Origin of the sequence: Halomonas campaniensis (assembly GCF_002211105.1) — a bacterium.
Lineage (GTDB): Bacteria > Pseudomonadota > Gammaproteobacteria > Pseudomonadales > Halomonadaceae > Vreelandella > Vreelandella campaniensis_A.
The window spans coordinates 47,597-71,073 of record NZ_JPUA01000011.1; the positions used below are offsets into that span (position 1 = coordinate 47,597).

The 23,477-nt window shown below is 51.4% G+C and carries 19 protein-coding genes and 1 pseudogene; 15 read left to right on the forward strand and 5 right to left on the reverse strand.

Going from position 1 to position 23,477, the window contains the following annotated elements; all coding sequences use genetic code 11:
• The first annotated feature begins 119 nt into the window (after positions 1-119).
• Positions 120-1,739, forward strand: a complete 1,620-nt coding sequence (locus tag JI62_RS04520; protein ID WP_088699026.1) for an ABC-F family ATP-binding cassette domain-containing protein — start codon at positions 120-122, stop codon at positions 1,737-1,739.
• On the opposite strand, the gene JI62_RS04525 is transcribed toward JI62_RS04520, so the two are convergent.
• On the reverse strand, positions 1,727-2,116 hold the full coding sequence (locus JI62_RS04525; RefSeq protein WP_088699027.1) for an ester cyclase: 390 nt from the start codon (positions 2,114-2,116) through the stop codon (positions 1,727-1,729). The genes JI62_RS04520 and JI62_RS04525 overlap by 13 nt on opposite strands.
• Positions 2,117-2,217: 101 nt before the next feature.
• Between JI62_RS04525 and JI62_RS04530 the strand changes: the two genes are divergently transcribed.
• From JI62_RS04530 to JI62_RS04550, 4 genes are all read left to right on the forward strand, one after another.
• Positions 2,218-2,553 carry a zinc ribbon domain-containing protein YjdM gene (locus JI62_RS04530; RefSeq protein WP_088699028.1) on the forward strand — a complete coding sequence of 112 codons (336 nt, stop codon included), beginning with the start codon at positions 2,218-2,220 and terminating at the stop codon, positions 2,551-2,553.
• A gap of 35 nt (positions 2,554-2,588) precedes the next feature.
• A complete protein-coding gene (locus tag JI62_RS04535) occupies positions 2,589-3,806 on the forward strand; it encodes an MFS transporter (RefSeq protein WP_088699029.1) in 1,218 nt (405 codons plus the stop codon).
• Entirely contained in the window at positions 3,787-4,485 is a 699-nt protein-coding gene (locus JI62_RS04540; protein WP_088699030.1) for a haloacid dehalogenase type II, read from the forward strand. Before JI62_RS04535 ends, JI62_RS04540 begins: the two co-directional genes overlap by 20 nt.
• 83 nt (positions 4,486-4,568) lie before the next feature.
• Positions 4,569-5,996 carry a quinone oxidoreductase family protein gene (locus JI62_RS04550; RefSeq protein ID WP_240513133.1) on the forward strand — a complete coding sequence of 476 codons (1,428 nt, stop codon included), beginning with the start codon at positions 4,569-4,571 and terminating at the stop codon, positions 5,994-5,996.
• Between the two features lie 10 nt (positions 5,997-6,006).
• Here the strand turns inward: JI62_RS04550 and JI62_RS04555 are convergent, their stop codons facing one another.
• Entirely contained in the window at positions 6,007-6,891 is an 885-nt protein-coding gene (locus tag JI62_RS04555; RefSeq protein ID WP_088699031.1) for a LysR family transcriptional regulator, read from the reverse strand.
• A gap of 149 nt (positions 6,892-7,040) precedes the next feature.
• On the opposite strand from JI62_RS04555, the gene JI62_RS04560 reads away from it, so the two are divergent.
• The 10 genes from JI62_RS04560 (at position 7,041) to JI62_RS04610 (ending at position 19,604) form a co-directional block, all read left to right on the forward strand.
• The gene (locus JI62_RS04560) at positions 7,041-8,273 is read left to right on the forward strand and encodes a YbfB/YjiJ family MFS transporter (RefSeq protein ID WP_088699117.1); all 1,233 of its coding nucleotides are present in this window, start codon (positions 7,041-7,043) and stop codon (positions 8,271-8,273) included.
• Positions 8,273-8,875, forward strand: a complete 603-nt coding sequence (locus tag JI62_RS04565) for a glutathione S-transferase N-terminal domain-containing protein (RefSeq protein ID WP_088699032.1) — start codon at positions 8,273-8,275, stop codon at positions 8,873-8,875. Before JI62_RS04560 ends, JI62_RS04565 begins: the two co-directional genes overlap by 1 nt.
• Before the next feature lie 202 nt (positions 8,876-9,077).
• Complete coding sequence (locus JI62_RS04570; protein WP_088699033.1) at positions 9,078-10,520, forward strand: amino acid permease; 1,443 nt, start codon at positions 9,078-9,080, stop codon at positions 10,518-10,520.
• Positions 10,517-11,476 carry a homocysteine S-methyltransferase gene (gene mmuM, locus JI62_RS04575; protein ID WP_088699034.1) on the forward strand — a complete coding sequence of 320 codons (960 nt, stop codon included), beginning with the start codon at positions 10,517-10,519 and terminating at the stop codon, positions 11,474-11,476. Before JI62_RS04570 ends, mmuM begins: the two co-directional genes overlap by 4 nt.
• A gap of 359 nt (positions 11,477-11,835) precedes the next feature.
• A complete protein-coding gene (locus tag JI62_RS04585; RefSeq protein WP_088699036.1) occupies positions 11,836-12,159 on the forward strand; it encodes a DUF427 domain-containing protein in 324 nt (107 codons plus the stop codon).
• A 222-nt stretch (positions 12,160-12,381) separates the two neighbouring features.
• Positions 12,382-13,305: a hypothetical protein gene (locus tag JI62_RS04590; protein ID WP_088699037.1), complete on the forward strand. Its 924-nt coding sequence runs from the start codon at positions 12,382-12,384 to the stop codon at positions 13,303-13,305.
• Positions 13,306-13,395: 90 nt separating this feature from the next.
• Positions 13,396-13,764 carry a hypothetical protein gene (locus JI62_RS04595; protein WP_088699038.1) on the forward strand — a complete coding sequence of 123 codons (369 nt, stop codon included), beginning with the start codon at positions 13,396-13,398 and terminating at the stop codon, positions 13,762-13,764.
• Positions 13,765-13,992: 228 nt separating this feature from the next.
• The gene (locus JI62_RS04600; protein WP_141101298.1) at positions 13,993-14,733 is read left to right on the forward strand and encodes a hypothetical protein; all 741 of its coding nucleotides are present in this window, start codon (positions 13,993-13,995) and stop codon (positions 14,731-14,733) included.
• Between the two features lie 435 nt (positions 14,734-15,168).
• Positions 15,169-17,847 (forward strand): hypothetical protein, encoded by a 2,679-nt coding sequence (locus JI62_RS04605; RefSeq protein WP_088699040.1) that lies wholly within the window; start codon positions 15,169-15,171, stop codon positions 17,845-17,847.
• Positions 17,748-19,604 (forward strand): hypothetical protein, encoded by a 1,857-nt coding sequence (locus JI62_RS04610; protein ID WP_141101299.1) that lies wholly within the window; start codon positions 17,748-17,750, stop codon positions 19,602-19,604. Before JI62_RS04605 ends, JI62_RS04610 begins: the two co-directional genes overlap by 100 nt.
• 218 nt (positions 19,605-19,822) lie before the next feature.
• Here JI62_RS04610 and JI62_RS22415 read toward each other — a convergent pair.
• The 3 genes and pseudogenes from JI62_RS22415 to recD all read right to left on the reverse strand — a co-directional run.
• A pseudogene (locus JI62_RS22415) lies at positions 19,823-20,086 on the reverse strand (ATP-binding domain-containing protein); the annotation flags it as partial.
• 30 nt (positions 20,087-20,116) lie between these two features.
• Positions 20,117-20,977, reverse strand: coding sequence for a hypothetical protein (locus JI62_RS04620; RefSeq protein ID WP_088699043.1), 861 nt, complete (start codon positions 20,975-20,977; stop codon positions 20,117-20,119).
• A gap of 205 nt (positions 20,978-21,182) precedes the next feature.
• Positions 21,183-23,477, reverse strand: a complete 2,295-nt coding sequence (recD, locus tag JI62_RS04625) for an exodeoxyribonuclease V subunit alpha (protein ID WP_088699044.1) — start codon at positions 23,475-23,477, stop codon at positions 21,183-21,185.

The window sequence follows — 23,477 nt, forward strand, 5'->3', positions numbered from 1 at the left end:
TTTCAGCGCTAAACAGAGGTAGTTGTCCAAATGAACCATTGATGCCCGCCGTTGCAATGACGGCCAGTCTCCATTAGCCCCTGACCCAGGGGGAGAACTCGGCATCGCTGGAATCAACTATGACCACTACCCCTCTCACCTTAAAAGGTGTCTCCTACGTTTTGTCGGATGGCAGAACGCTTTTCACCGACCTTCATGAGCAGTTCGATGCACGCCCAACAGGGCTGGTTGGGCGCAATGGTATCGGTAAAACAGTATTAGCCCAAATTCTCGCGGGTCTGTTGCAACCCACCGCCGGCGACTGTCAGCGCCCCAGCAGCGTGCATTACCTTGCCCAGCAAGTGGCCCATCCGAAGGGGGCTTCTGTCGCCGATCTCGCAGGTATTCAACTAACGCTGGATGCGCTGGCGCGCATTGAGGCTGGCAGCACTGCCATAGAGGATTTTGAGGCCGTGGATGAGCGTTGGGATTTGCCCCAGCGATTTCGCCATGAACTTGAATGCAACGGCTTGGGCTATCTTGAGGCTACAACACCGGCCAGCACACTGAGCGGTGGGGAAACCATGCGGGTTGCCTTAATGGGCGCCATGCTCTCGAATGCCGATTTCCTGATTCTTGATGAGCCAAGCAACCATCTCGACCGACCAAACCGCCAAGCACTCATCGAACAACTGCAACGCTGGCCGCGTGGGTTGATTGTGATCAGCCATGACCGGCAATTGCTGGAAGCCATGGAACGTATTGTAGAACTGACCCCCTCAGGGCTGCACAGTTATGGCGGCAACTACACCTTCTATGCAGAGGCGAAAGCACACGAGCAGCGAAATGCGATTGACCAACTCAATAGGCACAAGCTAGAGCGCCAACGCCAAGAAAGGGCGATGCGTAAGCAGCGTGAACGCCAGGAGAAACGGCAGGCCCGCGGAAATCGGCAGGGCAAGGAGGCCAACCAGGCCAAAGTAATACTGGATGGCCAGAAAGAGCGCAGCGAGAACTCCATCGGCTCATTGCGCCAAAAGCAGGCAGCCAGCCGTGATCAGCTTAACCAGCGCGTGCGGGAAGCGGCAAAACAGGTTGAAAGCGAAGCGCACATCACCCTGCATGGGATACCCGTTAATCAGGTCGCCAAGCGCTGTTTGGCAGAATTGGAGAGGGTAGAGTTACCGTTCGTCATGGGAGCCACTCGTCACATTAGCTTACTGCTGAGAGGGCAACAGCGCATAGGGGTTGTAGGCCCCAACGGCTGCGGTAAATCCACGCTGCTTCGCGTGCTAGCGGGCCAGATCGAACCATTATCCGGAACCTGCAAGGTGACCCCAGAAAAGGCTTATCTCGACCAGCGACTGGAGAATCTTGAGCCGGAAAAAACCGTGCTCGAACAGCTGCAACTGGCTAACCACTCAACAACGGAGGGTGAGCTGCGCATGCTACTGGCCCAGTTAGGCCTGGATGCGCAGAAGATCACCACGCCCAGCGGACTGCTTAGCGGCGGTGAGCGCCTAAAAGGGGCGCTGGCCTGCATCCTCTACGCCGATTCGCCCCCGCAATTGTTGCTGCTCGACGAGCCCAATAACCACCTCGACCTGCCATCGGCACAGGCACTGGAAACCCTGCTGCGCAGTTACCAAGGTGCGTTAGTGGTGGTATCCCATGACGATGCTTTTCTGGAAAACCTCGCCCTGACAGACCGCCTGATGGCAACCGAGCAAGGGTGGCATTTGGAGCCTCAATCCAGTTGAGCTTCTATCGCGGTCTTATCGATCACCGACCAGACTTCCTGAATCTTATTATCTTGGAAGCGGTAGAACGCGTTCTCGCAAAACGTCACTTTTTGCCCATTGATAGGTAAGCCCAGGAAGTTGCCTTTAGGCGTGACATCGAATCGCAGCCTGCACGCGACATGGGGTGAATCAACGGCCAAAAGCTCAATGTTGAAGTGAAGATCAGGTATCTGCTCGTAATCGGCTTCCAGCATGGCGCGATAGCCATCCACTCCTAGGCGCTTGCCGTTGTGGTGGGCATCGTCATGCACGAACTGGTCTAGGCTCGTCCAGTCCTGATTATTGAGGCAGGTGATGTAATCACGGTAAGTTGCTTCCAGGTCACGTTTGTTCATCCTGGTTCTCCTTTCCTGGGCAGGCGTGAAGGCATTCTCGCCAAGGGTACACAGGCTCAGTATCATAAACAGCCTAAACCAAGCCACAGAAGTCATCATTCATGTCGTGCCCACCTTGCCCCCATTGCCAATCCGATTTCGTTTATCAGGATCAAAGCCTGTTCATCTGCCCCGAGTGCGCCCACGAATGGAACCCTTCTGAGGCTGAGGCAGAAGACACCGTGACGGTAAAAGATGCCCACGGTACGCTGTTAGCGGAAGGCGACAAGGTAACGATGATCAAAGACCTCAAGGTCAAAGGCAGCTCACTGGTACTCAAAGTGGGCACCAAAGCCGTTATCAAGCGGCTCGTGGATAGCAAGGATCACCAACTGGACTGCAAAGTCGACGGCGTCGGCGACATGATGGTGACCGCCCATTTTGTGAAGAAGGCCTGACTAAAATCTGAACTTACCTGATAAGCGTGCCACCGATGACCGCTAACCGACATTACCGCTGGGTTATTCTGCTGATAGCCACCCTGGCTCAAGCAGCGGCGTGTTTCTTCGTTCAGGGTATCGGCGCCATCAGCGTTTATATACAGGCCGATATGGGGCTCTCCGCATTTCAGATTGGGGCGCTGGTTTCGGCGGCTCAGTTGGTGCCTTTAGTTGGGCTGTTGGTTGCCGGGGAGTTGCTGGACAGGTTCAGTGAGCGTTTGGTGGTGGGGGGAGGCACCCTCGTCGTGGGCATCGCGCTTAGCGCGACCGTACTGGCTGAGAGTTACTGGGCCATGCTGCTGTTTTTGGTCATCGTAGGGGCGGGCTACAGTACCGCCCAGCCTGGCGGTAGCAAATCGGTAGCTGCCTGGTTCGATAAATCCCAGCGTGGCTTTGCTATGGGCATTCGTCAGGCAGGCTTGCCCATGGGCGGGGCGCTGGCGGCGATCATGCTGCCAACCGTCGCTATCACCTGGGGATGGCGCGCCTCTTTTCTGGTGGGCGGGCTGATTGCGATCTTCGGGGCGTTGGTCTTTATGCTTTTTTACCGTGCCCCTGGTGGCGTGGTGCCGGTCGCAAAAGCCTCTGAAGGTAGCGTAACAAACGTCGTCTTATCGCGATTGGCGATGATTCGCGAACCGGTCATGAAACAGATCATGGCGTCCGGTATTAGTCTGATCTCGGTTCAGTACGGTATTTTGATTTTTACCGTGCTCTATCTGCATAGCCGTTTGCAGATGGAGGTGCTGCAGGCGGCGACGTTGCTATTCGTAGCCCAGGGAGCTGGGGTTGCCGGACGTATTTTGCTGGCGGCCTGGAGCGACCGCTGTCGCTCGCGCTATTTTCCGGTCATGGTGTGCATGGTAGCGGTAATCGTCGGGTTGCTGGTATTGGTTTGGTTACCGCTCAGTTCAATGTTTATGCTGGGTTGCTTGATGGGCTGGTTGGGTTTCTTTGGTTTCGGCTGGTACGGCCCTTGGGTGGCTTATGTGGCGGAGTCTGCACCTGCTGATAAAACCGGCTTTGTGCTAGGCCTGGCCATGGCGATTAACCAACTGGCGATTGTATCGATACCACCACTCCTTGGGTGGCTGTTAGATATAAGTGGCAGCTTTATGCTCGGCTGGGGCCTGCTGATCGCTATGACGTTATTGGGGCTATTAATGACCATCCAGCGGCAAGGAGAAATTAATGAAAGCGATCGTTTTTGACGTATTTGGCACTATTGTCGATTGGCGCTCCAGTTTGATTAACCAGTTCCGGGCGTTAGAAAAAGAGTTGGGAATTGAGCTACCCAGCGAAGCGCTGACGGATCAATGGCGTCAGCATTATGCGCCCTCTATGGACCGGGTGCGTAAAGGCGAAATTCCGTGGACGGGATTGGATGATCTGCATCGGGAAAGCCTAGTCACACTGCTCAAGCAACACGGGATTACGCTAGACGAAGCGACCATTGATCGCGTCAATCACTTTTGGCACCAATTAGAGCCATGGCCGGATGTTCAGCGCGGTCTTCAAAAATTGAAAGAGCACACCATCATCGCCACCCTGACCAACGGTAATTTATCGTTAATGGTGGACGTTGCCCGTTATGCCAAACTGCCATGGGATATGGTGTTTTGCGCCGAGCTATTCCAGCACTATAAACCTGACCCAGAGGTCTATTTAGGGGCTTGCCGCCTGCTGCGCCTACCGCCTGAAGAGGTGATGCTATGCGCAGCACACAATTACGACCTGGCGGCTGCCCGTGCACTGGGAATGAAAACGGCGTTTATACCCCGGCGCACAGAGTATGGCCCGCAACAGAGCAAAGATTTAACAGCCGAGCAAGAATGGGATTTTGTGGCTGAAGATCTCGTCGCGTTGAGCGAGCGTCTAATAGGATACTAGCCATTTCGTGCGCCCGCAGTGTCCTCAACAATAGATCCATTCGCCGACGGTTAACCAAAACTTAGCTAAAAGATGGAACAGTCATGTACCCGTTAGCAGCCCAATGGATAGTGGGTCTACTCAGAGATAGACATATCCCGTTTCAAATCTGCGGAGGGCTCGCCGCAAAGGGCTATGGTGCTGACCGAGCGCTGAATGATATTGACCTGTTTGTCCCCGATGAGCATTTTATGACAGTGGTGCAGGCAGGGCAGGCGCACATATCCAAACCCGCGGCGCACTACTGCGAAGAGGGATGGGATTTAACCTATGTCCAGTTCAAGTATGAAGACATTAAGGTGGAAGTAGGCAACGCCGCAGGCGCACATATTTTAGATGCCGCCAGCCAGACTTGGGTACCGCTCGATATAGCTTTTGATCGTTATGAAACCGTCAATTTATTGGGCCTTGCGCTTCCCCTGATGTTGAAGGAAGACTTGATCCGGTATAAATCTATGCTATCAAGGCCAGTGGATATCGACGATGTTCGTGCCTTAAAATCGGAGATTAAGATGCAAGCGTCAGTCTATGACAAATGCGGAGATCCAACGGTTCTGCGCTATGCGGATGTTCCTGACCCAGAGCTCGGAGCATTTGACGTGCTCATTGAAGTTCAGGCGATCTCGATAGAGGGTGGTGATTTAATCAACCGCCAGATGACGCCCCCTCCCCGAGTAGATTACATTGTGGGATATGCAGCGGCAGGCGTTGTCGTTGCATTGGGTAGCGGGGTGAGTACGCGCAAGGTTGGTGACAGAGTAACGAGCTTCGGATTGGATGGCTCGCATGCAACACTACGCGCTATTCCCGAAAGCCAGACTTGGCTCGTTCCAGATGGCGTTGATATTGCTGAGGCTGCGGTGTTGCCCATATCCTTTGGCACCGCACATCACTGCTTATTCGCGCGCGGTGCACTCCAGAGTGGAGAGACCGTTTTAATACAGGCCGGTGCGGGTGGTGTCGGTATTGCCGCTATTCAACTTGCGAAACGGATGGGCGCTATTGTCATCACCGTTTCAAGCGGCTCGGAAAGGCTTGCGAAACTCACATCACTTGGCGCTGATTATGTAATCGACCATCAAAGAGAAGACGTGGTTAAGGCAGTGTTTGAGTACACACAGGGCAGGGGCGTTGATCTCGCTATTGATCCTGTCGGATCGACTTTGCAGACTTCGCTTCAGTCGCTGGCCCCTGAAGGGCGACTGGTTTTCGTCGGTAATGCGGGAGGCGGCGAGCTCACTGTGGATCTCTGGCCAGCGCTACAGGCCAATCACTCTCTTTTTGGCGTCTTTATGGGCACACAATTCGGGTACCCAAACGTCGCTGCCACGGTGGATCGTATGCTCGACGATGTCGCTAACGCCAATCTCAAGGTTCTTATAGACCGGCGCTTTCCTTTGGAGAAAGCGGTCGATGCCCACGAGTATGCTGAACGTGGAAAGCCGTTTGGTCGGGTGGTTATGCATCCTTGATACTCCTCTTCTAGATCCCCGCACTCTCCTTAACCACTGCGTCACGTAACGTTTCAGCGAAGCTTGCCAGGGCGGGTGTCCAGGACTCCGGTTCGGGGGCGACAAAATAGGTATCGATATTGGCGATGGACGTGGGCAATTCCAGCGTGTGAATCTCGAACCGGTGCTGGTGGGCTTCAACCGTCCCACGGGGCAGCACCGTGTAACCCATCCCGGCAGCAACGCAGCCAAGCATCGCGTCCAGCGAACCGAACTCGAAGATTCGGCCTGCATTGACGCCGTAGGATGCCAGCAACAGCTCGATACGCTGGCGGTAGCTGCACCCCTGGCGAAACGCCAAGAAAGCAGACGTCAGCAGTTCTTGTGAAGAGGGCATCTTCGTCATAGGCGTTGAGCCTACTAAGACAAGCTGCTCGCTAAACGCTTTGAGCGAGTGGTAGCGGCCATGCTCAAGCCTCCCGGCCACGAAGACACAGTCCACCTGCCCGTTAAGCAACAACTCGACCAGCTCAGCCGTGGGCCCGGTCTTTATCTGGATATCAACGTCAGGCTGCGCTGCGTGGTACGCCGCCAGTATCGGCGGAAGGCGCAACGCCGTCGTGGTCTCCATGGCGCCTATGCGCAGCCGCCCACACGCCTTCTCCTGGCCTTTGAACAGCGACACCGCTTCATCGTGGGCCGTTAGCATGCGCTCGGCGTACTCCACCAGCGCCAATCCGGCGCTGGTAGGGCGAACGCGCCCTGCACGGTGAATAAGCTGTACGCCTAACTCTTCCTCAAGTTTCTTGATGTGGGCCGTTACATTGGATTGCACCGTGTGCAGCTGTTTGGCCGCCGTCACGAAGCTGCCGGTTTCGGCCACGGCCATGAATAGTCGCAGTGATTTTAATTGCACGCGCCGTCTCCCTGTCAGGCTATCTTTAAACAAGATAGTAGCCATCAAAACTAATCGTTTCTAGAAATAGTTCCTCACGCGTAGTCTGGCTGTGTACTAACGCGCTGCCCACCTTGCCCGAAAGGGGGCACGAATAAGGACACAACATGATGAATCGAACACTTACTACCCACGATCTGCCCGCCCTGATGACAGGGATAATGGCGACCCTGGCGGGGATTGGCATTGCGCGGTTCGCCTATACGCCGCTATTGCCTGCGATTATTCAAGAGGGCTGGTTCACCGCTAGCCAAGGCGCCTACCTTGGAGCTGCCAACCTGCTGGGCTACTTTATCGGCGCACTCGCCGCCCACTCGCTGAGTGAGCGTTTTTCTCCTCGCTTAGTCATCGGCGCAAGCTTCGCGGCTATTGCTCTCAGCTTTATGCTTTGCGCTGGGGCGGGTGGTTTCGCCTGGTTCTTCTTTTGGCGATTGGTATCCGGTATGGCCGGAGCCGTTTTAATGGTGATTGGCCCTTCGCTGGCGCTGGCGGCCACGCCGCCTGAAAGGCGAGCCAGTGTGGGTGCCATGGTGTTTACCGGTATTGGCCTCGGCGCGCTGCTTTCGGCCTCCATTGTGCCCATGCTTCTTGAATTAAGCCTAACGGTCACCTGGGGCACGCTGGGGTTGCTTTGCATTGCGGTGGGTCTTTTAGGTGACTGGGGAGTTAACCACTTATCCGTAGCCTCACCTTCGGCAGCTAGCTCATCGGCCAATAGCCAAAAGGGCGTTGCGGGAGTCAAGCTAGTGGTGTGGTTGGTCATCGGCGCCTATGCCCTGGACGCGGTCGGGTTTGTGCCCCATACCGTGTTCTGGGTGGACTATCTTGCTAGGGAAAACGCCCTGGGTAATCACGCCGCTTCCCTACAGTGGGGCATCTTCGGCTTGGGCGCCGTATGTGGGCCGCTGATGGTGGGCGCCTTGGCGCATCGAGTGGGTTGGCATCGGGGCTTAGCGATTGCCTTTGTGGCGAAGGCTGCCGCTGTATCGCTGCCGGTATTTTCGCTAGCACTGCTCAGTCAATCCGTCTCCTCCTTTATGGTGGGGGCGATGATCCCCGGCATTGTCGCACTCACCTCTGGGCGCATTGCTGAGTTGGTAGGGCCAACCGCCCATAAGAAGCTCTGGGGGCAGGCAACCGCTGCTTTTGCTGCTGCCCAAGCGCTGGCGGGATATGCCATGTCTGCGCTTTATGGTGCATGGGAGACCTACGCGCCGCTATTTGCCATCAGCGGCTTCATGCTTGCAGCAGGCTTTTTGTTGGTGCTGCTTAGCCGTGGTGTACAGCAACGTCACGCGCACCTTACTACTCAGCAATCTACATCACACCCAGGGAGGCAATAATGGAACTCTACCTGAACACCACATCACCCTATGCGCGCCTGGCGCGAATCGTTTTACTGGAAAAAGGCCTAGCGGAAAGCGTCACGCTGAAGTGGTGCGACCCTTGGGCAGACGATGCCGATCTATTAAAGGCCAACCCCGCCGGGCGTATTCCCGCGCTGGTAACGGAGGAGGGCACCACGCTAAGCGAATCCATGCTAATTGCCGTTTACCTGGATGGCGTTAGCCCTAACAAGCCGATGATTGCCCAAGACAGTTTGGGTGAGGTGTTGCACCTGGCAGGGCTTGGCCAAAACCTGATGGATGCCGCGTTCAACACCGTGATTGCCAGAAAGCATTACGGCAATGGGATTGATGATAGCGAGCTGGGGCAGAGGCGTTCGCGGGCCATTCAGCGGCTATTAAAGCAGCTGGACGGTGAGCTTGGCGAAATACAACAGACCTCAACTATCAATCTGGGTCACATCGCCACCGCAGTGGCGCTGGATTATCTCGCCTTCAGGCTGCCAGAGGCGAACTGGAAAGAAGAGTATCCAGAGTTACAGGAATGGCATGCTGGTGTGACAGCACGTGCAAGCTTTGAACAGACTGCATTCAGTTAGTATCGCTGATTGGCACCAGCCATTATCCAAATTGCCCCCCCCCCGCGCTTATCACTCATTTCAGGCTGCATATTCAAAATAAGAATATTAAATAATATTTTTATGCTTTTTAGTAAATTAAGGATGCACTAAAATGGTGCCCTTTCTGAGCCAAGCCACTGGGCGCCTACCGCCGTGTTAGGCCAAAGATAGGGATATCACCATGAGTGAGCCAGTAAGTGATCAAGAAGAGGCGCACTTCAAGCGCAGTATGCAGACGCGCCATTTGGTGATGCTCTCCTTGGGGGGCGTGATTGGCACCGGGCTGTTTTTGAGTTCCGGTTATACCGTGCAGCAGGCTGGGCCTATTGGGGCGGTGTTGGCCTATCTGGTGGGTGGCATCGTTGCCTGGCTGGTGATGATGTGCCTGGGCGAGCTGGCGGTGCATATGCCAAATTCAGGCGCCTTCAGCGCGCATGCCAGCCGCTATATCGGCCCCGGCACCGGCTACATGGTGGCTTGGATGTACTGGCTCACCTGGACGGTGGCGCTAGGTTCAGAGTTCACCGCGGCGGCGGTCTTTATGGGGCGCTGGTTTCCCGACATCCCCGGCTGGTACTGGAGCGGCATGTTTGCGGCGATTGTTTTTGGCGTTAATGCGTTTACCTCGCGCTTCTTTGCCGAGTCTGAGTTCTGGCTTTCACTGATCAAAGTGATTGCGGTGGTGGTGTTTGTGCTGGTGGGCGCCGTGGCGATCATTGGCTGGGTACCGCTGCATGATGCCGCTGGCGCTGAGGTCGCCTCACCGGGCCTTTCGGCACTGTGGGGAGAGGGCGCCATGCCGCCCAACCTGATGGCCATTGGTACCGCCTTACTGGCAGTGATGTTTGCCTTTTCCGGCACCGAGCTGATTGGCATTGCCGCCGGAGAAACGGTAGACCCGGCCCGCAATGTACCCAAAGCGATCCGCGCGACCCTGTGGCGATTGATCCTGTTTTTCGTCGGCACCATCGTCGTGATTGCGGCGCTGCTACCCCAGGATCAAGCCGGACTCAGTCAAAGCCCCTTTGTGGCTGTATTCCAGCGCCTTGGCGTGCCGGGTGCAGCCGATATCATGAATTTCGTGATCATTACCGCGCTGCTGTCGGCGGCCAATTCCGGGCTTTATGCCTCGTCGCGCATGCTATGGACGCTCGCTGACCAAGGCACCTTGCCCAAGTCGCTTGGCCGCCTCAACAAGCGTGGCATTCCGATGAATGCCCTGCTACTCAGCATGGTCGGCGGCCTGGGCGCGCTGTTCTCCAGCGTGTATGCCCCTGAAACCGTCTATTTGGTTCTGGTCTCGATTTCTGGTTTGGCCGTGGTGGTGGTCTGGATGGCGATTGCGCTCAGCCAGTTTAACTTCCGGCGCCACTACCTGCGTGAAGGCGGGCAACTGAAGGATCTGGTTTATCGCACGCCGTTCTACCCCTGGGTGCCGATTATTGCGTTTGCAGCCTGTCTGGCCGCGTGCATTGGCATTGCCTTCGATCCGCATCAACGCGTTGCGCTCTATTTCGGTGTGCCTTTCATTGGCCTGTGCTACCTGGTGCACTATGTGCGCCACCGTTCGGCCTCCCAACGTTCTGAACCTTTGCCCAACGCCGTTGAGGAAAACACCGTATGAATGAGTTGAATCCAATCAAAGCCCTGTTGGCCGACGTGCCCTTTATGGTTATCGACGGCGCCATGGCCACCGAGCTGGAAGCGCTAGGCTGTGACCTCAATGACGCCCTCTGGTCGGCGCGCTTGTTGGCGCAAGCCCCGGAGAAGATTCGTCAGGTTCATCAGGCGTATTTTGAAGCCGGTGCCGATTGTGCGATTACCGCCAGCTATCAGGCCACGGTGCCGGGTTTTATGCAGGCGGGAATGACGGCAGAAGAGGCGCGAGCATTGATTCAGCTATCGGTCACTTTGGCGCAGCAGGCACGGGATGCCGTCTGGCAGCCCGGTCAAACCGATCGCCCCAAACCGCTAGTGGCAGCATCCGTCGGCCCTTATGGCGCGTATCTGGCGGACGGCAGTGAATACCGAGGCGGCTATGATCTGGATCGCGCCGGGCTGGTCGAGTTTCACCGTGAGCGTTTTGAACTCTTGCTGGCGGCGAGGGCGGATCTACTGGCCGCTGAAACCTTGCCCTCATTAGAGGAAGCGCTGGCGATCACCGATCTGCTGGCCGAGCACCCCGGCGCCCAGGCTTGGGTCACCTTCTCGGCGAAGGATGGCCAACATATCAGCGATGGCACGCCGATCGAGGAGTGTGCGGCAGCTTTGGCCAACTGCCCGGGCGTAGCGGCAATCGGTGTGAACTGTACGGCCCTGGCCCATATTGAATCGCTGATTCAGTCGATCCGCCGTCAGTGCGATCTGCCTATATTGGTCTATCCCAACTCTGGGGAAGTGTACGACGCAGTGACCAAAACCTGGCACCCGGCCCAATGCGATCATACCGCTGCGGATATTTCCGGGTTGGCACAAGGCGTTGAGCATTGGCTGGCGGCAGGCGCGTCAGGCATTGGCGGATGCTGCCGGACGACACCAGAGGATATTCAGGCGCTGGCTGAGTGGCGGCGGTCACGCTAACTTAGTTAGGCCTTAATGCTGAGTCTCGGCACGTAACTTTTCTACCTATTCGACGGGCATCTCTTCGATGTCCGCGATTGTCTGATCATCCATTTCTGTGCGAGCGAGCAGCTTCCGAGCCGCGTTGCGTTTGCTTTCCAGAGTACGTTGCCCACTTCCCTGAACCCTTTCTTGCTGTCCTTTCTCAAAACCCAAGCATTTATTACTCCAGTCAAAGACATTGGTAGGGGGTACCAATGGCATCAACATGACCCAGGTCATGCTCGTAGCCTAAAGTTTGATGAGGAGAGCATGGGATTCAACGAACTTTGCTGCTAGGCTCATTTTACTAGAGCTTAAAAGCCGCAGGGAACAACCGAATGCCACAGGCACCTCGCATCGAGCTTCATCCCGTTAGCCAACGCGTGCAGGTGCATGTTGATGGCAAGCTACTTGCTGACTCGACCAACACTCTCGAACTCCGCGAGCGCGGCTACCCGCCACGCCACTACTTCCCACGCGAAGACGTGCGGATGGATTTGCTTAACACCTCAGAAACGTCGACCCACTGCCCGTTTAAAGGCAGCACGGTGTATTTCTCGCTAGGCGAAAATAAAGATATTGCCTGGAGCTATGAACAGCCGATTGAAGGGATGGAGGCTATAACGGGTAAGGTGGCGTTTTATGAGCAAATTAGCAAATGACGTCTTTCGACCCTGAGCGGACATGCCAGGAAATGCAGTAGGCGCGCGAATTTTGGATATATAGCCTAATAGAAATAAATCGCTCTAAAAATCATAGTCTTGGAAGAATCTGGCAGGCTGCATTTGCCGGGAAAAAGTGCCAGCACGTTCATTCAATCATAGAACGCGCCCTCTAATACGCTGTTACGTGTCCAAAATTGAGCACCGAAAGGAAGCTGGAATATGACTGAAGGCGAAAGCAATCGAAGAATTAAATATGCATTTCAGCTACCCGGATGGAGTTTTGAAAACGGAAATCGTGACCGTTTAAGGCGAGAAGCTGTAAAGGTTGCTCCTTCTGAATATCAAGTTGAAATGGACGGATCTACATTCTGCCCAGTGTGCTATACAAATCTCAACAGGGTGCCCAAACAGAAAGAGCACTTCTCCAATGGAAGAGAAGCATATTTTTGCCACCTTGCCGCGTACAAAGAAATAAAATGTGATCTCCGCTCTAGTCGGCCGGAAGGCAAGAGATATGAGACACATGAAGAAGCCCAAAAAGCTATAGATGATGAAAATCTAGTTATTGTCAACGGTTTCATGAAAGAAAAGCCAGAGCTTCCTCAAGATGCAGGGGATGGATACGACGAAACCCCAATAGAAGATTTAGCAGGTCCTATCTCGGATATTCCAATTGCCCGCCATACAGGTGAATCTTTCAAATTGCCAAGCAAGATTACCACCGTTGCGGGAATATGCAGGAATTTTGATGAGAATCTATACAAGTATTATTATTTTCCGAACCAAAAGCATTCAATTCGATTAGTTGACCTTCTTCATTCAGTTGAAAAAATTCAGGAAGAGCACGATGAACCGAAACTTTATTATGGGGTGATTGAAAGCACAGTTCATTTAGGTGAGCATAAAAGGCCAGACAATATACGCATGACCTATCTAAAAAATAATCAGCCAGGATTGCAAGATTTTTGTATTAAATTAGAGGATCGTCATCAGAAAAGTCATGGTATTACAGACGCTTCAGTTGGAAGAACAGTTATTGTCTATGGAGAAGTAAGTGACAATGGAACAGGACTCTGCTTCAAGAATCTAGGATGGGGAGAGCTTGCGCTGCTTCCTAAGAAATACGAGGATCTTCTAGGTTGAAAACACGTAACAAAGCGCTGCTAGGGACAAACCTACGCTTCGGCTTGCCCCAGAGCGCGGCGTTAAGCAGTAAAATTTAGGAGAGGTGAAATGGCGAAGAAACAATGGAATGGATTTTTTTCTAGCAGGCCGAATGCGGTAACGTACACGTCTGCAGTGTCTGCTACCTTACCGAAAAAAATGCAGTTTGATAAAAACAAGAAAAAGCTACCCACGCCATATGGACTATTCTGTGAATGGGCAAAGAACAACCTCACGGGAGACTGGGCCTCTACGACTATTTCAGGGGTCGGTTTTGCTATATCGGTCGAAAGCCAAGACGACAGTGCATTGATAACAAGCACTTTCGGAGCCAGTGCCCAGCCTCAAAGCACAGAGGTAGGAAATACGACCACCCAGTGCGGATACAGTGACTCAAAGTATGCCAGTCTTGCGAAGTCATTGAGTTACGTGCTGTAGATGCTTAACAAGGCCATCAAATTCGCTCCCTACGGTCGCCGGTCGCTCGCAAGCTCGCGCCGTTTATGGTGGCGTTAGCGAGCCGAAGTCATAACTAGGATACTTCTTTTGGTCACAACCTCCAAAATTAAACCATCGCAACTAACTCGAGTCGGGTATACATACCAAGACCTTATGTGTATTCGTACACTGATAAATTGGTTTCACGAACCAGAGAAATATCAATGGATGAGCATAGAGGGTAATCTAGGACTTGGCCAAGTAAAGAGCCTTGATGATGTTATTTGCTTCACAGCCAGTGGAAAATACGAGCTCTACCAAGTCAAATTCACAATTGATTCTGAACGTGAAGATTTGCGTTTAGATTTTGACTGGCTACTCAAGAAGAAGGGCAATGGCACATCTCTTATAGAAAAATGGTCAGCCGACATCGAGAAGTTTGGTACTTCCAGTACAATATCCATTGCCAAGCTTATTACAAACAGAATACCTGACCAGATTATTTCAAATTGTCTAAAAGAAGACAAAATAGACTACTCCCTCATACCCGATAATATTAAGTCCAAAATTTCTGGCCAGCTAGGAACAGAACAAAAGGCTAGGGATTTTTTCGCAATACTAATTTTTGAACATAGCCAAAAGGCAATTGACGACCTAGAACTTAAACTGCATGACTCGCTTGTACCAGACCATGCTAGCAATGAAAGCTGGCTCCAATTATTGAAAGCTATTGAACGCTGGGCTACAAGAAAAAACGAACCAACACCAGATGGCAAAATTTATCTTAGACATATAAACGAAATCTTATCTCTGGGAACTAGAAAAACAATTTCCCAATTTTTTGAAATTCCAGGCGGGTATACACCTCCCACAGACGATTTTCATACCGAAATATTGAATAGAACAGCCAAGCAAGGTAGTTCAGTTATCTCAGGCCTGCCGGGCATGGGCAAGAGCACATATTTATAATTCTTAACTGACGAACTAATTGAGAAGAAGACACCTGTAATTAGACACCACTACTATTTATCACCCCAATTTATAGGCGACAGGATTGCTTTTAATAATGCAGCTCAGTCTTTACAAAGTCAGATCAAAACCCTTTATCCCAACGACTTCGATAGTGAAAAATTTGACCCCCAGCAGCTTGAGACCTGGATAAGTAAGGCGGCAGATAAAGCTGCGGAAGACAACAAAACTCTAGTTATCATTATTGATGGGTTGGATCATGTTTATCGTGAAAGATCAGATATAAGCCAACTCGAACACTTAGTTAATCGAATTATCCCCTTCAAAGATAAGGTTTCTTTGCTATTCGGAACGCAGCCAATAAGCGACTCGCATCTTCCCAATTCACTGTTACGCTCAGCACCAAGGGATAAATCCTGGCTAGACATCCCCTCCATGGGTCTTGAAGCAATTAAGTCAAGAATTGACTTCCTAGTGTCTAGCGAAGAACTTAATGTAATTGGTGATGATGAGCATCAACGTAGTGAAATTGTAGAAATATCACAAGCGTTGTTGGACATTTCTCATGGATACCCTCTCCATATTCTTTATTCCTTGAACAGCCTGCAGCTAAAAAATGACAAAATAAATAAATATGATGTGGAGAAACTTCCGACCTGCCCAGACGGAGACATACATGCGTACTACGAGTATTTATGGGTGAAGCTTTCTGAGAGCGCAAAAGAAATTCTTCTTCTTATAGCGAATGCCGATTTTTCCTGGCCAGACAAAACCCACCTAGGCTACTGCTTACACGACAGCCTTATTTTTCAAAACAGCTTTTCTGAAATTCAACACCTCGTTGAGCAGAGACTAAGTGGTATAAACCCTTTTCATAGCAGTCTATTCGTATATTTAAAGCGTAAAGATGTTTTCGCTCAATCAAGAGATAGGCTAAATAGAATCTCTCAAACGTGGATCAATACGCATGCGCCTGAGTATTGGAAGTGGGGCTGGGAGTGGATTATTGAAGCCAATCTAGGGAATGCAGCCCCGCTATTACAAGGAACCACTAGAGACTGGCTGGTACAATCGCTTTGTAAGGGCTACCCCTTAGAGCACATCGAGCACATTTTTAACATCGCCGAACGCATCGCTTTTGAAAGAAGTCTATATCCAGAACTATTAAGACTACGGATATTAAAAATGAGACTGCTGAATGGACCGCAGTTTCAGATTCAGAACTTCAGTGATTTTCTCGATTGCTCACTTAGTATCTCGCAAGACAATTTCGGTCTTCTTTGGCGAGCCGACAACCTAAGAATTATTTCAGACAATGAAATCGCAATCGTAGCCAAACATTTCCAAGACAAAGACGAAAGGGTCGTTGATGCCTGCGCCCAGGAAATCTATCGAAGAATTCGTTTTTATGCCCGCCAAGAAGACTCAAATCATTACCAGACTCTAAACACTCTAGTCGATGACTATCTTCATACGCTGACTAGCTATAACAATCCTGATTTAGAGCGAATAAACGATTTCTATGGCAGGCTAAATGATAAGGCTTCTTCCTTCCTGAAAATAGTTGAACTACTTGTTCAATATGGGCATAGGCACTTACTCCTTGATTTATCCCGCTTTGAAATTCCAGAAGATATTGCTCCGGTCATCTATGATGAAATAGTTTTAGCGGCAAGTATTGAAGGCGCCGCACTCGAAGCCACTAACCCTAAAGTTGGAGACGCGAAGTCCAGCATATATTTGCTCTATCAACTTTTAGCTGGAAACGAACCTAAAATAGGCGAACTTGAAGAAATTGAATGCCCTGTTGAGTATGAAGACACCCGCCATCTTCCGTTTTATGAATACTTTTTTAGCACACTCGTATCAAACTTCAATAATTGCCCAGACGTTGAAGCTCCGAAGTTCACCAATCCAACGAATCTTCAGGAATTTCTCAAAAACGCATGGTTAACCTTCCGTTTTGCATCATTCAATACTGCTAAAACACTAAAGCAAGGCAAAGAGTTCAAGATATCAGATTTGTATGATTCTTTTGTCATTCTCGAACACCCAGATAATTTTTTAATGGGCTATCAAATCACCGCAGTCCTATTCGACATTAGAAAGGCATTAGCCAAAATCTCGATTCATCTAAGCATTTTATGCAACTCTGTTGATGAATTCGGAAAGCTTAATCAAGATCAGCTAGGCGTCCTGTCCAAAAGTATTTGGTGGGATTCTCGCGGTTTTTTTGATGTTGCTACTCAAAACTCAATCTTCAATTTCCCTAAAGAAACTGCATCTCTAGAACTCTCCAAATTATTTGATGCCGAGATGCTCCGGAGAGATGATACAGCAATATTGGCAAATGACAGTCTTGATCTGGCAAAGTTGGCAGTCAACCTTGGCCTTTACGATGGAGCCGCTAAATTTCTAGAACGTACCGCGCTCAATGCAGTCGGTTATGGCCATAGAAAAGACATTACTTTACATGAGGTATTTGAAGCGATACAGGAATGCTCTGATTCAAACTGCCCACAAGTTTCTTATTGGCTAAAACGAATAACAACTTTCACAAGTGATGTCTTTGATTTTTCAGAGCGAGAAATTCGGCATATTCCCGGATGGTTCACTAAATTATTGGCAAAGCACAACCCAGAACGACTTGTAGACGAATTTGATTATCATCTATCAGAAGAAAATTGGCATAAAACACATCTTGTACTTGAAAGTTTCGTAAAGTCATCTTCACTTTCTACGCAGCCAGATCATTCATTTTTAAAGTGCATGACAACATTTGATGCAATGACTGCATTAGATGAAAGAAGCAAAGATAATGATGTTCTGAGAGGTATTTACGAAGACCAGTACCACATTCTTGGAGGCATGCCTCCACCGCCAAGAGAGCGCTCTTCCACTAACGAAGATGTCAACACAGAGTGTCCTGAAGCATCCACTATACACCCCGTCAACCTTACTGATTTTACGGCAGCCTTACATTCAGTTTCATACCTAATCGTGAAAAATTTATTTTGGACTGGATTAACTATTGGGCTGAACAAGGCCAAGCGAGCTCCATTCTCACTGCATTCAGCGACTACTATGACCAAAGCAAATCAGATTACGAACTGAATAGGTGCTTACATCAAATTTTCTTGCTAAGCAAAAAAACCGAGGGAAAGAACGCAGCTTATAAGTGGGCTGTCAGAAATATCAAACTAAACAATTGCTGGAACCCTTATTTTTCTTCTGGATCAAAAGAGGTATTAAGGGAGTATGGCAATACTTACAGAATGCATTGGGAAAATCTCCTTCGCGATACGATGGCACCAGGCTCTTCCCGCCTACAGAGGGATGAGAATATAGTCGTTCCTTCTACTCAGCTTGTTACATACTTGGTCTCAGCGGGACAGATTGCCCTAGCTGCCGAGATTACTGAAACTATGGTAACTAGCCTTGAAGGTGATATAGCGCATCTTCCTTTGAGCAAACTGTATTGGTATGACGACCCTGTATCAAACCAGAATATTCCATTCCATCTAACTCTATTACACTTCAAATGGCCCGATAGATACGCCCGACTCCTAACAGCTAAGCAAATAGCAGCCCTCTTACAAGATGACTCAAATATCGAATTTCGTGCCTTATATTTACATTATTTGAATCAGCAACCCTACGAGGCTGATATCGTAGATTTTTTATCTGTATTGTTACTTGTCGAAACTCCCCCCTTTACCGAAGAAGAGGTTACAAAAGCAATTCAATACCCTTCACTTATTTCTGATGCACTATTGAAGTCATTAGATTTGATGGATGAAGACCGAGATGACTTATCAACTCTATATTCTATTTTCTCCGATAACTTAACTCCAAATAAAGCCAAGTATGATAAGTATGCCAACGGCGTTCCCCTGAGATTTATAGGTATTATTCAAGAGCTTGAACAGGAGCACAATGTACCGCTTGAGAAGCATTTCCTTCTTGAATGGGAGAAAGTATGGGAGAGAAGGCCATGCTACATGTTTGACCCATATGATTTTTGCGGCGATCAGTTTTACCGTCAGGATAGAATCCAAATAAGCTTCTCATGGCGTGCAGAGACCTCCATAGTGTCTGCATTCCTTCGTACATTAGCTTATGCTATGCACAAGCACTCCATCCCTTCCGAGGTTTGCTATTCCTATGCACAAGAGGCATTACCATTTGGCTCTATTGCTGTAAATCTATCTCCTTCCGATCCACCATACAGTTGGCCCGTATTAGGCAATTTGAGCAAAGATGATTCTTTGCCCGGACAGAATGAACTTGAGCGATACTTAGCAGATTTGGCCGCTTCTCCTAATGAAATATTGCTTCATGCCAACGGCCCCATCTTAAGAAACCACACTGGAGTATGCATTGATCTAAAGGTCATTCTAATTCTTCTTCAAAGCTCTGAAATTGACGACCCTAAGATGATTTTTGATTCAATTCATCATGTACGGAATTCTGAGCAAGGCATATTTCCTTTAGCCAAATGGTCCTGGCCTTCCTCTTTTGGTAGGTGGGAAACTGATTGGCTATCGAGAGGCTATTTTCGACCTACATACTCCGTAGGAAACTTACCAATCAACACAGTCAATCAAAGCGAATCTAGCGTAGAGTATTTCGGCGGCAGCATAAGTAATGGCGCTTGGAGATACTGGGTAAACCAATGGTATCCAGTCCATCATCGAGACGCAGGCAACTCTCTTGGAACCTATTTTTCAGTATCGAAAGATTTTTTTGAAGAGTTCAAAAGACAAACTGACGGCAATTATTTTCTAATTGCCGAGATGACTTGTGTCGACAGACGTGATTTTGCTCACGCTTCGGAGCCAATTAAAACGTTTGCTATTTTGCCAGTTTAGTTTATGAAAATATTTAATATAGTTTATTCTTTAAAGTTGATTATTAATGTTCATTGAGCTAAATCCTGGCGCTAACAAAGCCAAGCACAGCGACAGCTTTTCCGTTGCGGCTTCGCCTCCACTTCAAAGCTGCGCGTGTTGGCGGCGTTATATCAACACTACCTCAAAGACTGCTTCTGGCCGAAAACCGACACCACCAACGGTAATGTCGGTTTTGATTATAACCTCCCCATCCCACTCACCCTCATAACCTCCCTCGTCACCGCATCATTCAATATCCCGCGCTTAGCTTCGATCAGCGTGAGTCAATCGCGGGCGCGGGTAATGCCAGTGTAGACCAACTCGCGGGTGAGAGTCGGGTTGGGGGGTTGCGGTAGCAGTAGGGCGGTGTGCTGAAACTCGGAGCCTTGGGATTTGTGTACCGTCATCGCGAACACGGTTTCTGCCGCGTGCAGGCGGGAAGGTAACACCCAGTGAATGGACTTTTCGGTGCAGCTGGATGGGCACTTCCGTCATGGATAATGACAGAGTGGTGGCCGTGGGGTGCCTGGGGTTGTGGTGCTCATGTCCTCGTACCAGCCTACGCCCATCGCGATAATCATGATCTCCATACCCCGCCATGCATTAGATGGTGTCTCTTCCTCTAAAATGCCAGCGACGTTTTCGTTGTATACCATGATTAGGTTAGCATCTGAGTCGCATGTAAGTGACTGGCCAAGAGTGCGGATCAAATAGTCGAAGTTATCGCGCAAAAAATCATTGTTCTCGCGGATCTCAGGCATCATCGGTACGTTGGCACAATCTCCTGTGAGTATCTGATAGCCGGGTGGGGTACGCAGTGGAGAGCTGGAGTATAAAGAGGCGTTGCCTTGGGCAATGGCGCTACTTAGCATCCGCGTATATTCGAGGCTAATAGTATAATCATCCCAACCGCGTGACTGCCTTAAGTTGTTATGTAGTTTTGGGCTGGATAAGAAACAGCCCAAGTCCTCTTTATCGCTATAAGCCTCACTATAGTAAGTAATCGTCGAGGAGGTGGCCGCCATGACCTCAGGGTCGCTAAGCGCCAGTGCACCTGAAGGGTTTGGAAGACGTATCGTGCACTTGTCGGGCGGAAGAACGACCCATTCTCCGGTCACCACGGTGTGTTCATCGAGCTTTGCTTCGTTGACTAAGGCGTCAATTTCGCTTTCCTGAAAACCGTTAGCTAGTGCTGCATCGCGTGTTGTTGGGCCGATGGCGCAACCTTCGCTGGCGAAAAAATCATCTACGGTTGTCGGTGTCGTGCCAGCGCTGATGGGTGCCGCTGTGAATAACAGGCCAATAGTTAGGAAAGCATGTCCTAAGCATCTAACGGATGTGATCAATGTCATGGGCGATCTCTTTTTCTGTATGCATCGATTAATAGCGCATGGTGGAGGGAGGCTCTCATCTCCAATCATATTTATAGCCGCAAGAAGCATGTTGGCCGACAACACAGGTGGCTGAAGCTTCGCGTACACTCACAACGCCCCGAATCAAACATGTTTGGATAGACAAGCCCATCGGTGCTCGGCGCGCAGGCTTGGTCGATAAGTGTTAACCCCCAACCCCACTAACCCTCATAACCTCCCTAGCCACCGCATCATTTAATATCCCGCGTTTGGCTTCGATTAGCGTGAGCCAGTCGCGGGCGCGGGTGATGCCGGTGTAGACCAGCTCGCGGGTGAGGATGGGGTTGGGCGTTTGCGGTAGCAGCAGGGCGGTGTGCTGAAACTCTGAGCCTTGGGATTTGTGTACCGTCATCGCGAACACGGTTTCTACCGCGTGCAGGCGTGAAGGGAGCACCCAGTGAATGGGGTTTTCCGGGTCGCTGGTCGGAAAGGCGACGCGGAAAAGTGCCCTACCGGGAGTGCGTGGATCAGGCACCGCCATTGTGATGCCGATATCGCCGTTCATCAGTTTCAGGCCGTAGTCGTTTTGGGTGACCAACACCGGGCGGCCTTCAAACCAGCCTTTTTCTAGCGTGTGGTCGTTGCCGAATAGCAGCTTTTCACTACGTAGAGTTTTGGCGATACGTAGGTTTAAGCCTTCTACTCCCCAGGGGCCTTTGCGTAGCGCGCACAGCAGCTGAAATCGGCTGTAAGCCTTGATTACTTGCTTCGCCCAGGCATCGTAAACGTCTCTGTTCTCTTCAAACGCCAATGCCTTATCAGGCCGCTCACTATCTAATGTGTTTAGGTAGTGGCAGTAGCCGGTGGGCGGTGCAATTGGCTCGCCCTTGAAATTGGTGCGGCCTTCGCCTGCGTTGGGAAAACGTTCCGGGCTGCCGGTGATCACCAGGCGCTCCAGGGCGCTGTCTTCGTTTTGTGCGTCTGGCTTCAACACCAAGTGGTGCAGGTCGGCGTAGCCGTTATTCAGAACGCCATGCACGGCTTGGTGTTTATCCCGTTCCCGTAATGTCTCACTTAGCGGCTGGTTAATCGCCTGGGCGAGCTGGCCGATGCCGCTTGTTTCAGTAAAGCGGTGGCTTACCCGCAGCATGGTAATGGCTTGATCCAGGGGTTGGCCGTTGGGGTCGGTTAATGCCTCTGGCAGCGGGTGGTCGGTGAGTTCGGCTAGCCACTGCGCCGTGGCGGGCGTGTAGTGGGCGGCGTCGGCGCGGCGGCATAGGTCGCCCAGCACGGCGCCTGCTTCAACGGATGCCAGCTGGTCTTTATCCCCCAGCAGTACCAGCTTGGCGCTGGCGGGCAGGGCGCTGAGCAGCGCTGTCATCATTTCGATATCCACCATCGAGGCTTCATCCACCACCAGTACATCCAGCGCCAGCGGGTTGGCGGCGTTATGGCGGAAGTGGCGGGTGTCGGTTCTTGCGCCTAATAAGCGGTGGAGTGTGGTGACTTCTGTGGGAATAGTGGCTTGAAACAGCTCTGTGGCCTTTTCTTCGCCAGCTGAAGCTGCCTCCCACAATGATATTAGACCTTTGAAAGGTAGCTGGCTCACTTGCCCAGCGATGGATTCATTCAGGCGTGCGGCGGCTTTGCCGGTAGGGGCGGCCAGGCGAATGCGCAGCGGGTGGGCGTTGGGTTCTGCCAGTTGCAGGGTTTGCAGCAAGGCCAGGAGGCGTACCACGGTGGTGGTTTTGCCGGTGCCTGGGCCGCCGGTGATGATCGCGAACGGGCTGCGAGCAGCTAGGGCGCAGGCGTTTTTTTGCCAATCCAATGTCTCGGTGGCGGGGAATAACGCATCCAGCGCGCTTTTGAGTAGCGGTGATTGCTCTGCCTTATGCTCCGGGCTATCCATCGAGCTATGCACCGGGCTATCCAAGCTAAGCCGAGCGGCAATTTCTTGGTGCAGGGTTTGCTCGAACTGCCAGTAGCGGCGTAGGTAGAGCCGTGTAGTGAGTGAGGAATCGCTTTTCACCAGGGGCGTATTGCCGGGGCCGTCGCTGATCAGCGTGGGGTGGTTGAGCACGGCCTGCCATTCGGGCAGCGTTAGCGTGGCCAGCACATGGCTAGGCAGCGGCGGCGGGTCGTTCAGGTCGTCGCCTTCCGGGGGCAGCGAAAGTGCAAAATCCGGCGCTTCCAGCGTAGCGGCTATATCCAGGCAGACATGGCCTCGGCCAAGCTGGTGGCTGGCCAACGCCGCACCTAGCAACAGCAGTGGCGGGGCGTTTTGGGTTTCGCGGTCGAGAAAGCGCACCAGGGCCAAATCCAGATCCCGCAGCCAGCCACGGGAAACCCAGCGTTCACACAGCAGGAATAGCGCGGCGGTATCGCTTAGCGCGGGGTGCGGCTGGGCGGCACTGGCGGCTGATTCTGTCGGTGGTGTTACCGATGCGGTTGAATCAGGTGCAGCGGGCGGCGCCTCATCGGCGAACAGGTCTAGGTTCAT

Bases quoted from the DNA above. Each gene is read 5' to 3' on its own strand.
- JI62_RS04570 (WP_088699033.1), top strand. From the start codon at position 9,078: ATGAGTGAGCCAGTAAGTGATCAAGAAGAGGCGCACTTCAAGCGCAGT.
- JI62_RS04560 (WP_088699117.1), top strand. From the start codon at position 7,041: ATGAATCGAACACTTACTACCCACGATCTGCCCGCCCTGATGACAGGG.
- mmuM (WP_088699034.1), top strand. From the start codon at position 10,517: ATGAATGAGTTGAATCCAATCAAAGCCCTGTTGGCCGACGTGCCCTTT.
- JI62_RS04565 (WP_088699032.1), top strand. From the start codon at position 8,273: ATGGAACTCTACCTGAACACCACATCACCCTATGCGCGCCTGGCGCGA.
- JI62_RS04550 (WP_240513133.1), top strand. From the start codon at position 4,569: ATGTACCCGTTAGCAGCCCAATGGATAGTGGGTCTACTCAGAGATAGA.
- JI62_RS04600 (WP_141101298.1), top strand. From the start codon at position 13,993: ATGAGCATAGAGGGTAATCTAGGACTTGGCCAAGTAAAGAGCCTTGAT.
- JI62_RS04585 (WP_088699036.1), top strand. From the start codon at position 11,836: ATGCCACAGGCACCTCGCATCGAGCTTCATCCCGTTAGCCAACGCGTG.
- recD (WP_088699044.1), bottom strand. From the start codon at position 23,477: ATGAACCTAGACCTGTTCGCCGATGAGGCGCCGCCCGCTGCACCTGAT.
- JI62_RS04605 (WP_088699040.1), top strand. From the start codon at position 15,169: ATGGGTCTTGAAGCAATTAAGTCAAGAATTGACTTCCTAGTGTCTAGC.
- JI62_RS04525 (WP_088699027.1), bottom strand. From the start codon at position 2,116: ATGAACAAACGTGACCTGGAAGCAACTTACCGTGATTACATCACCTGC.
- JI62_RS04590 (WP_088699037.1), top strand. From the start codon at position 12,382: ATGACTGAAGGCGAAAGCAATCGAAGAATTAAATATGCATTTCAGCTA.
- JI62_RS04530 (WP_088699028.1), top strand. From the start codon at position 2,218: ATGTCGTGCCCACCTTGCCCCCATTGCCAATCCGATTTCGTTTATCAG.
- JI62_RS04520 (WP_088699026.1), top strand. From the start codon at position 120: ATGACCACTACCCCTCTCACCTTAAAAGGTGTCTCCTACGTTTTGTCG.
- JI62_RS04535 (WP_088699029.1), top strand. From the start codon at position 2,589: ATGACCGCTAACCGACATTACCGCTGGGTTATTCTGCTGATAGCCACC.
- JI62_RS04540 (WP_088699030.1), top strand. From the start codon at position 3,787: ATGAAAGCGATCGTTTTTGACGTATTTGGCACTATTGTCGATTGGCGC.
- JI62_RS04595 (WP_088699038.1), top strand. From the start codon at position 13,396: ATGGCGAAGAAACAATGGAATGGATTTTTTTCTAGCAGGCCGAATGCG.
- JI62_RS04620 (WP_088699043.1), bottom strand. From the start codon at position 20,977: ATGACATTGATCACATCCGTTAGATGCTTAGGACATGCTTTCCTAACT.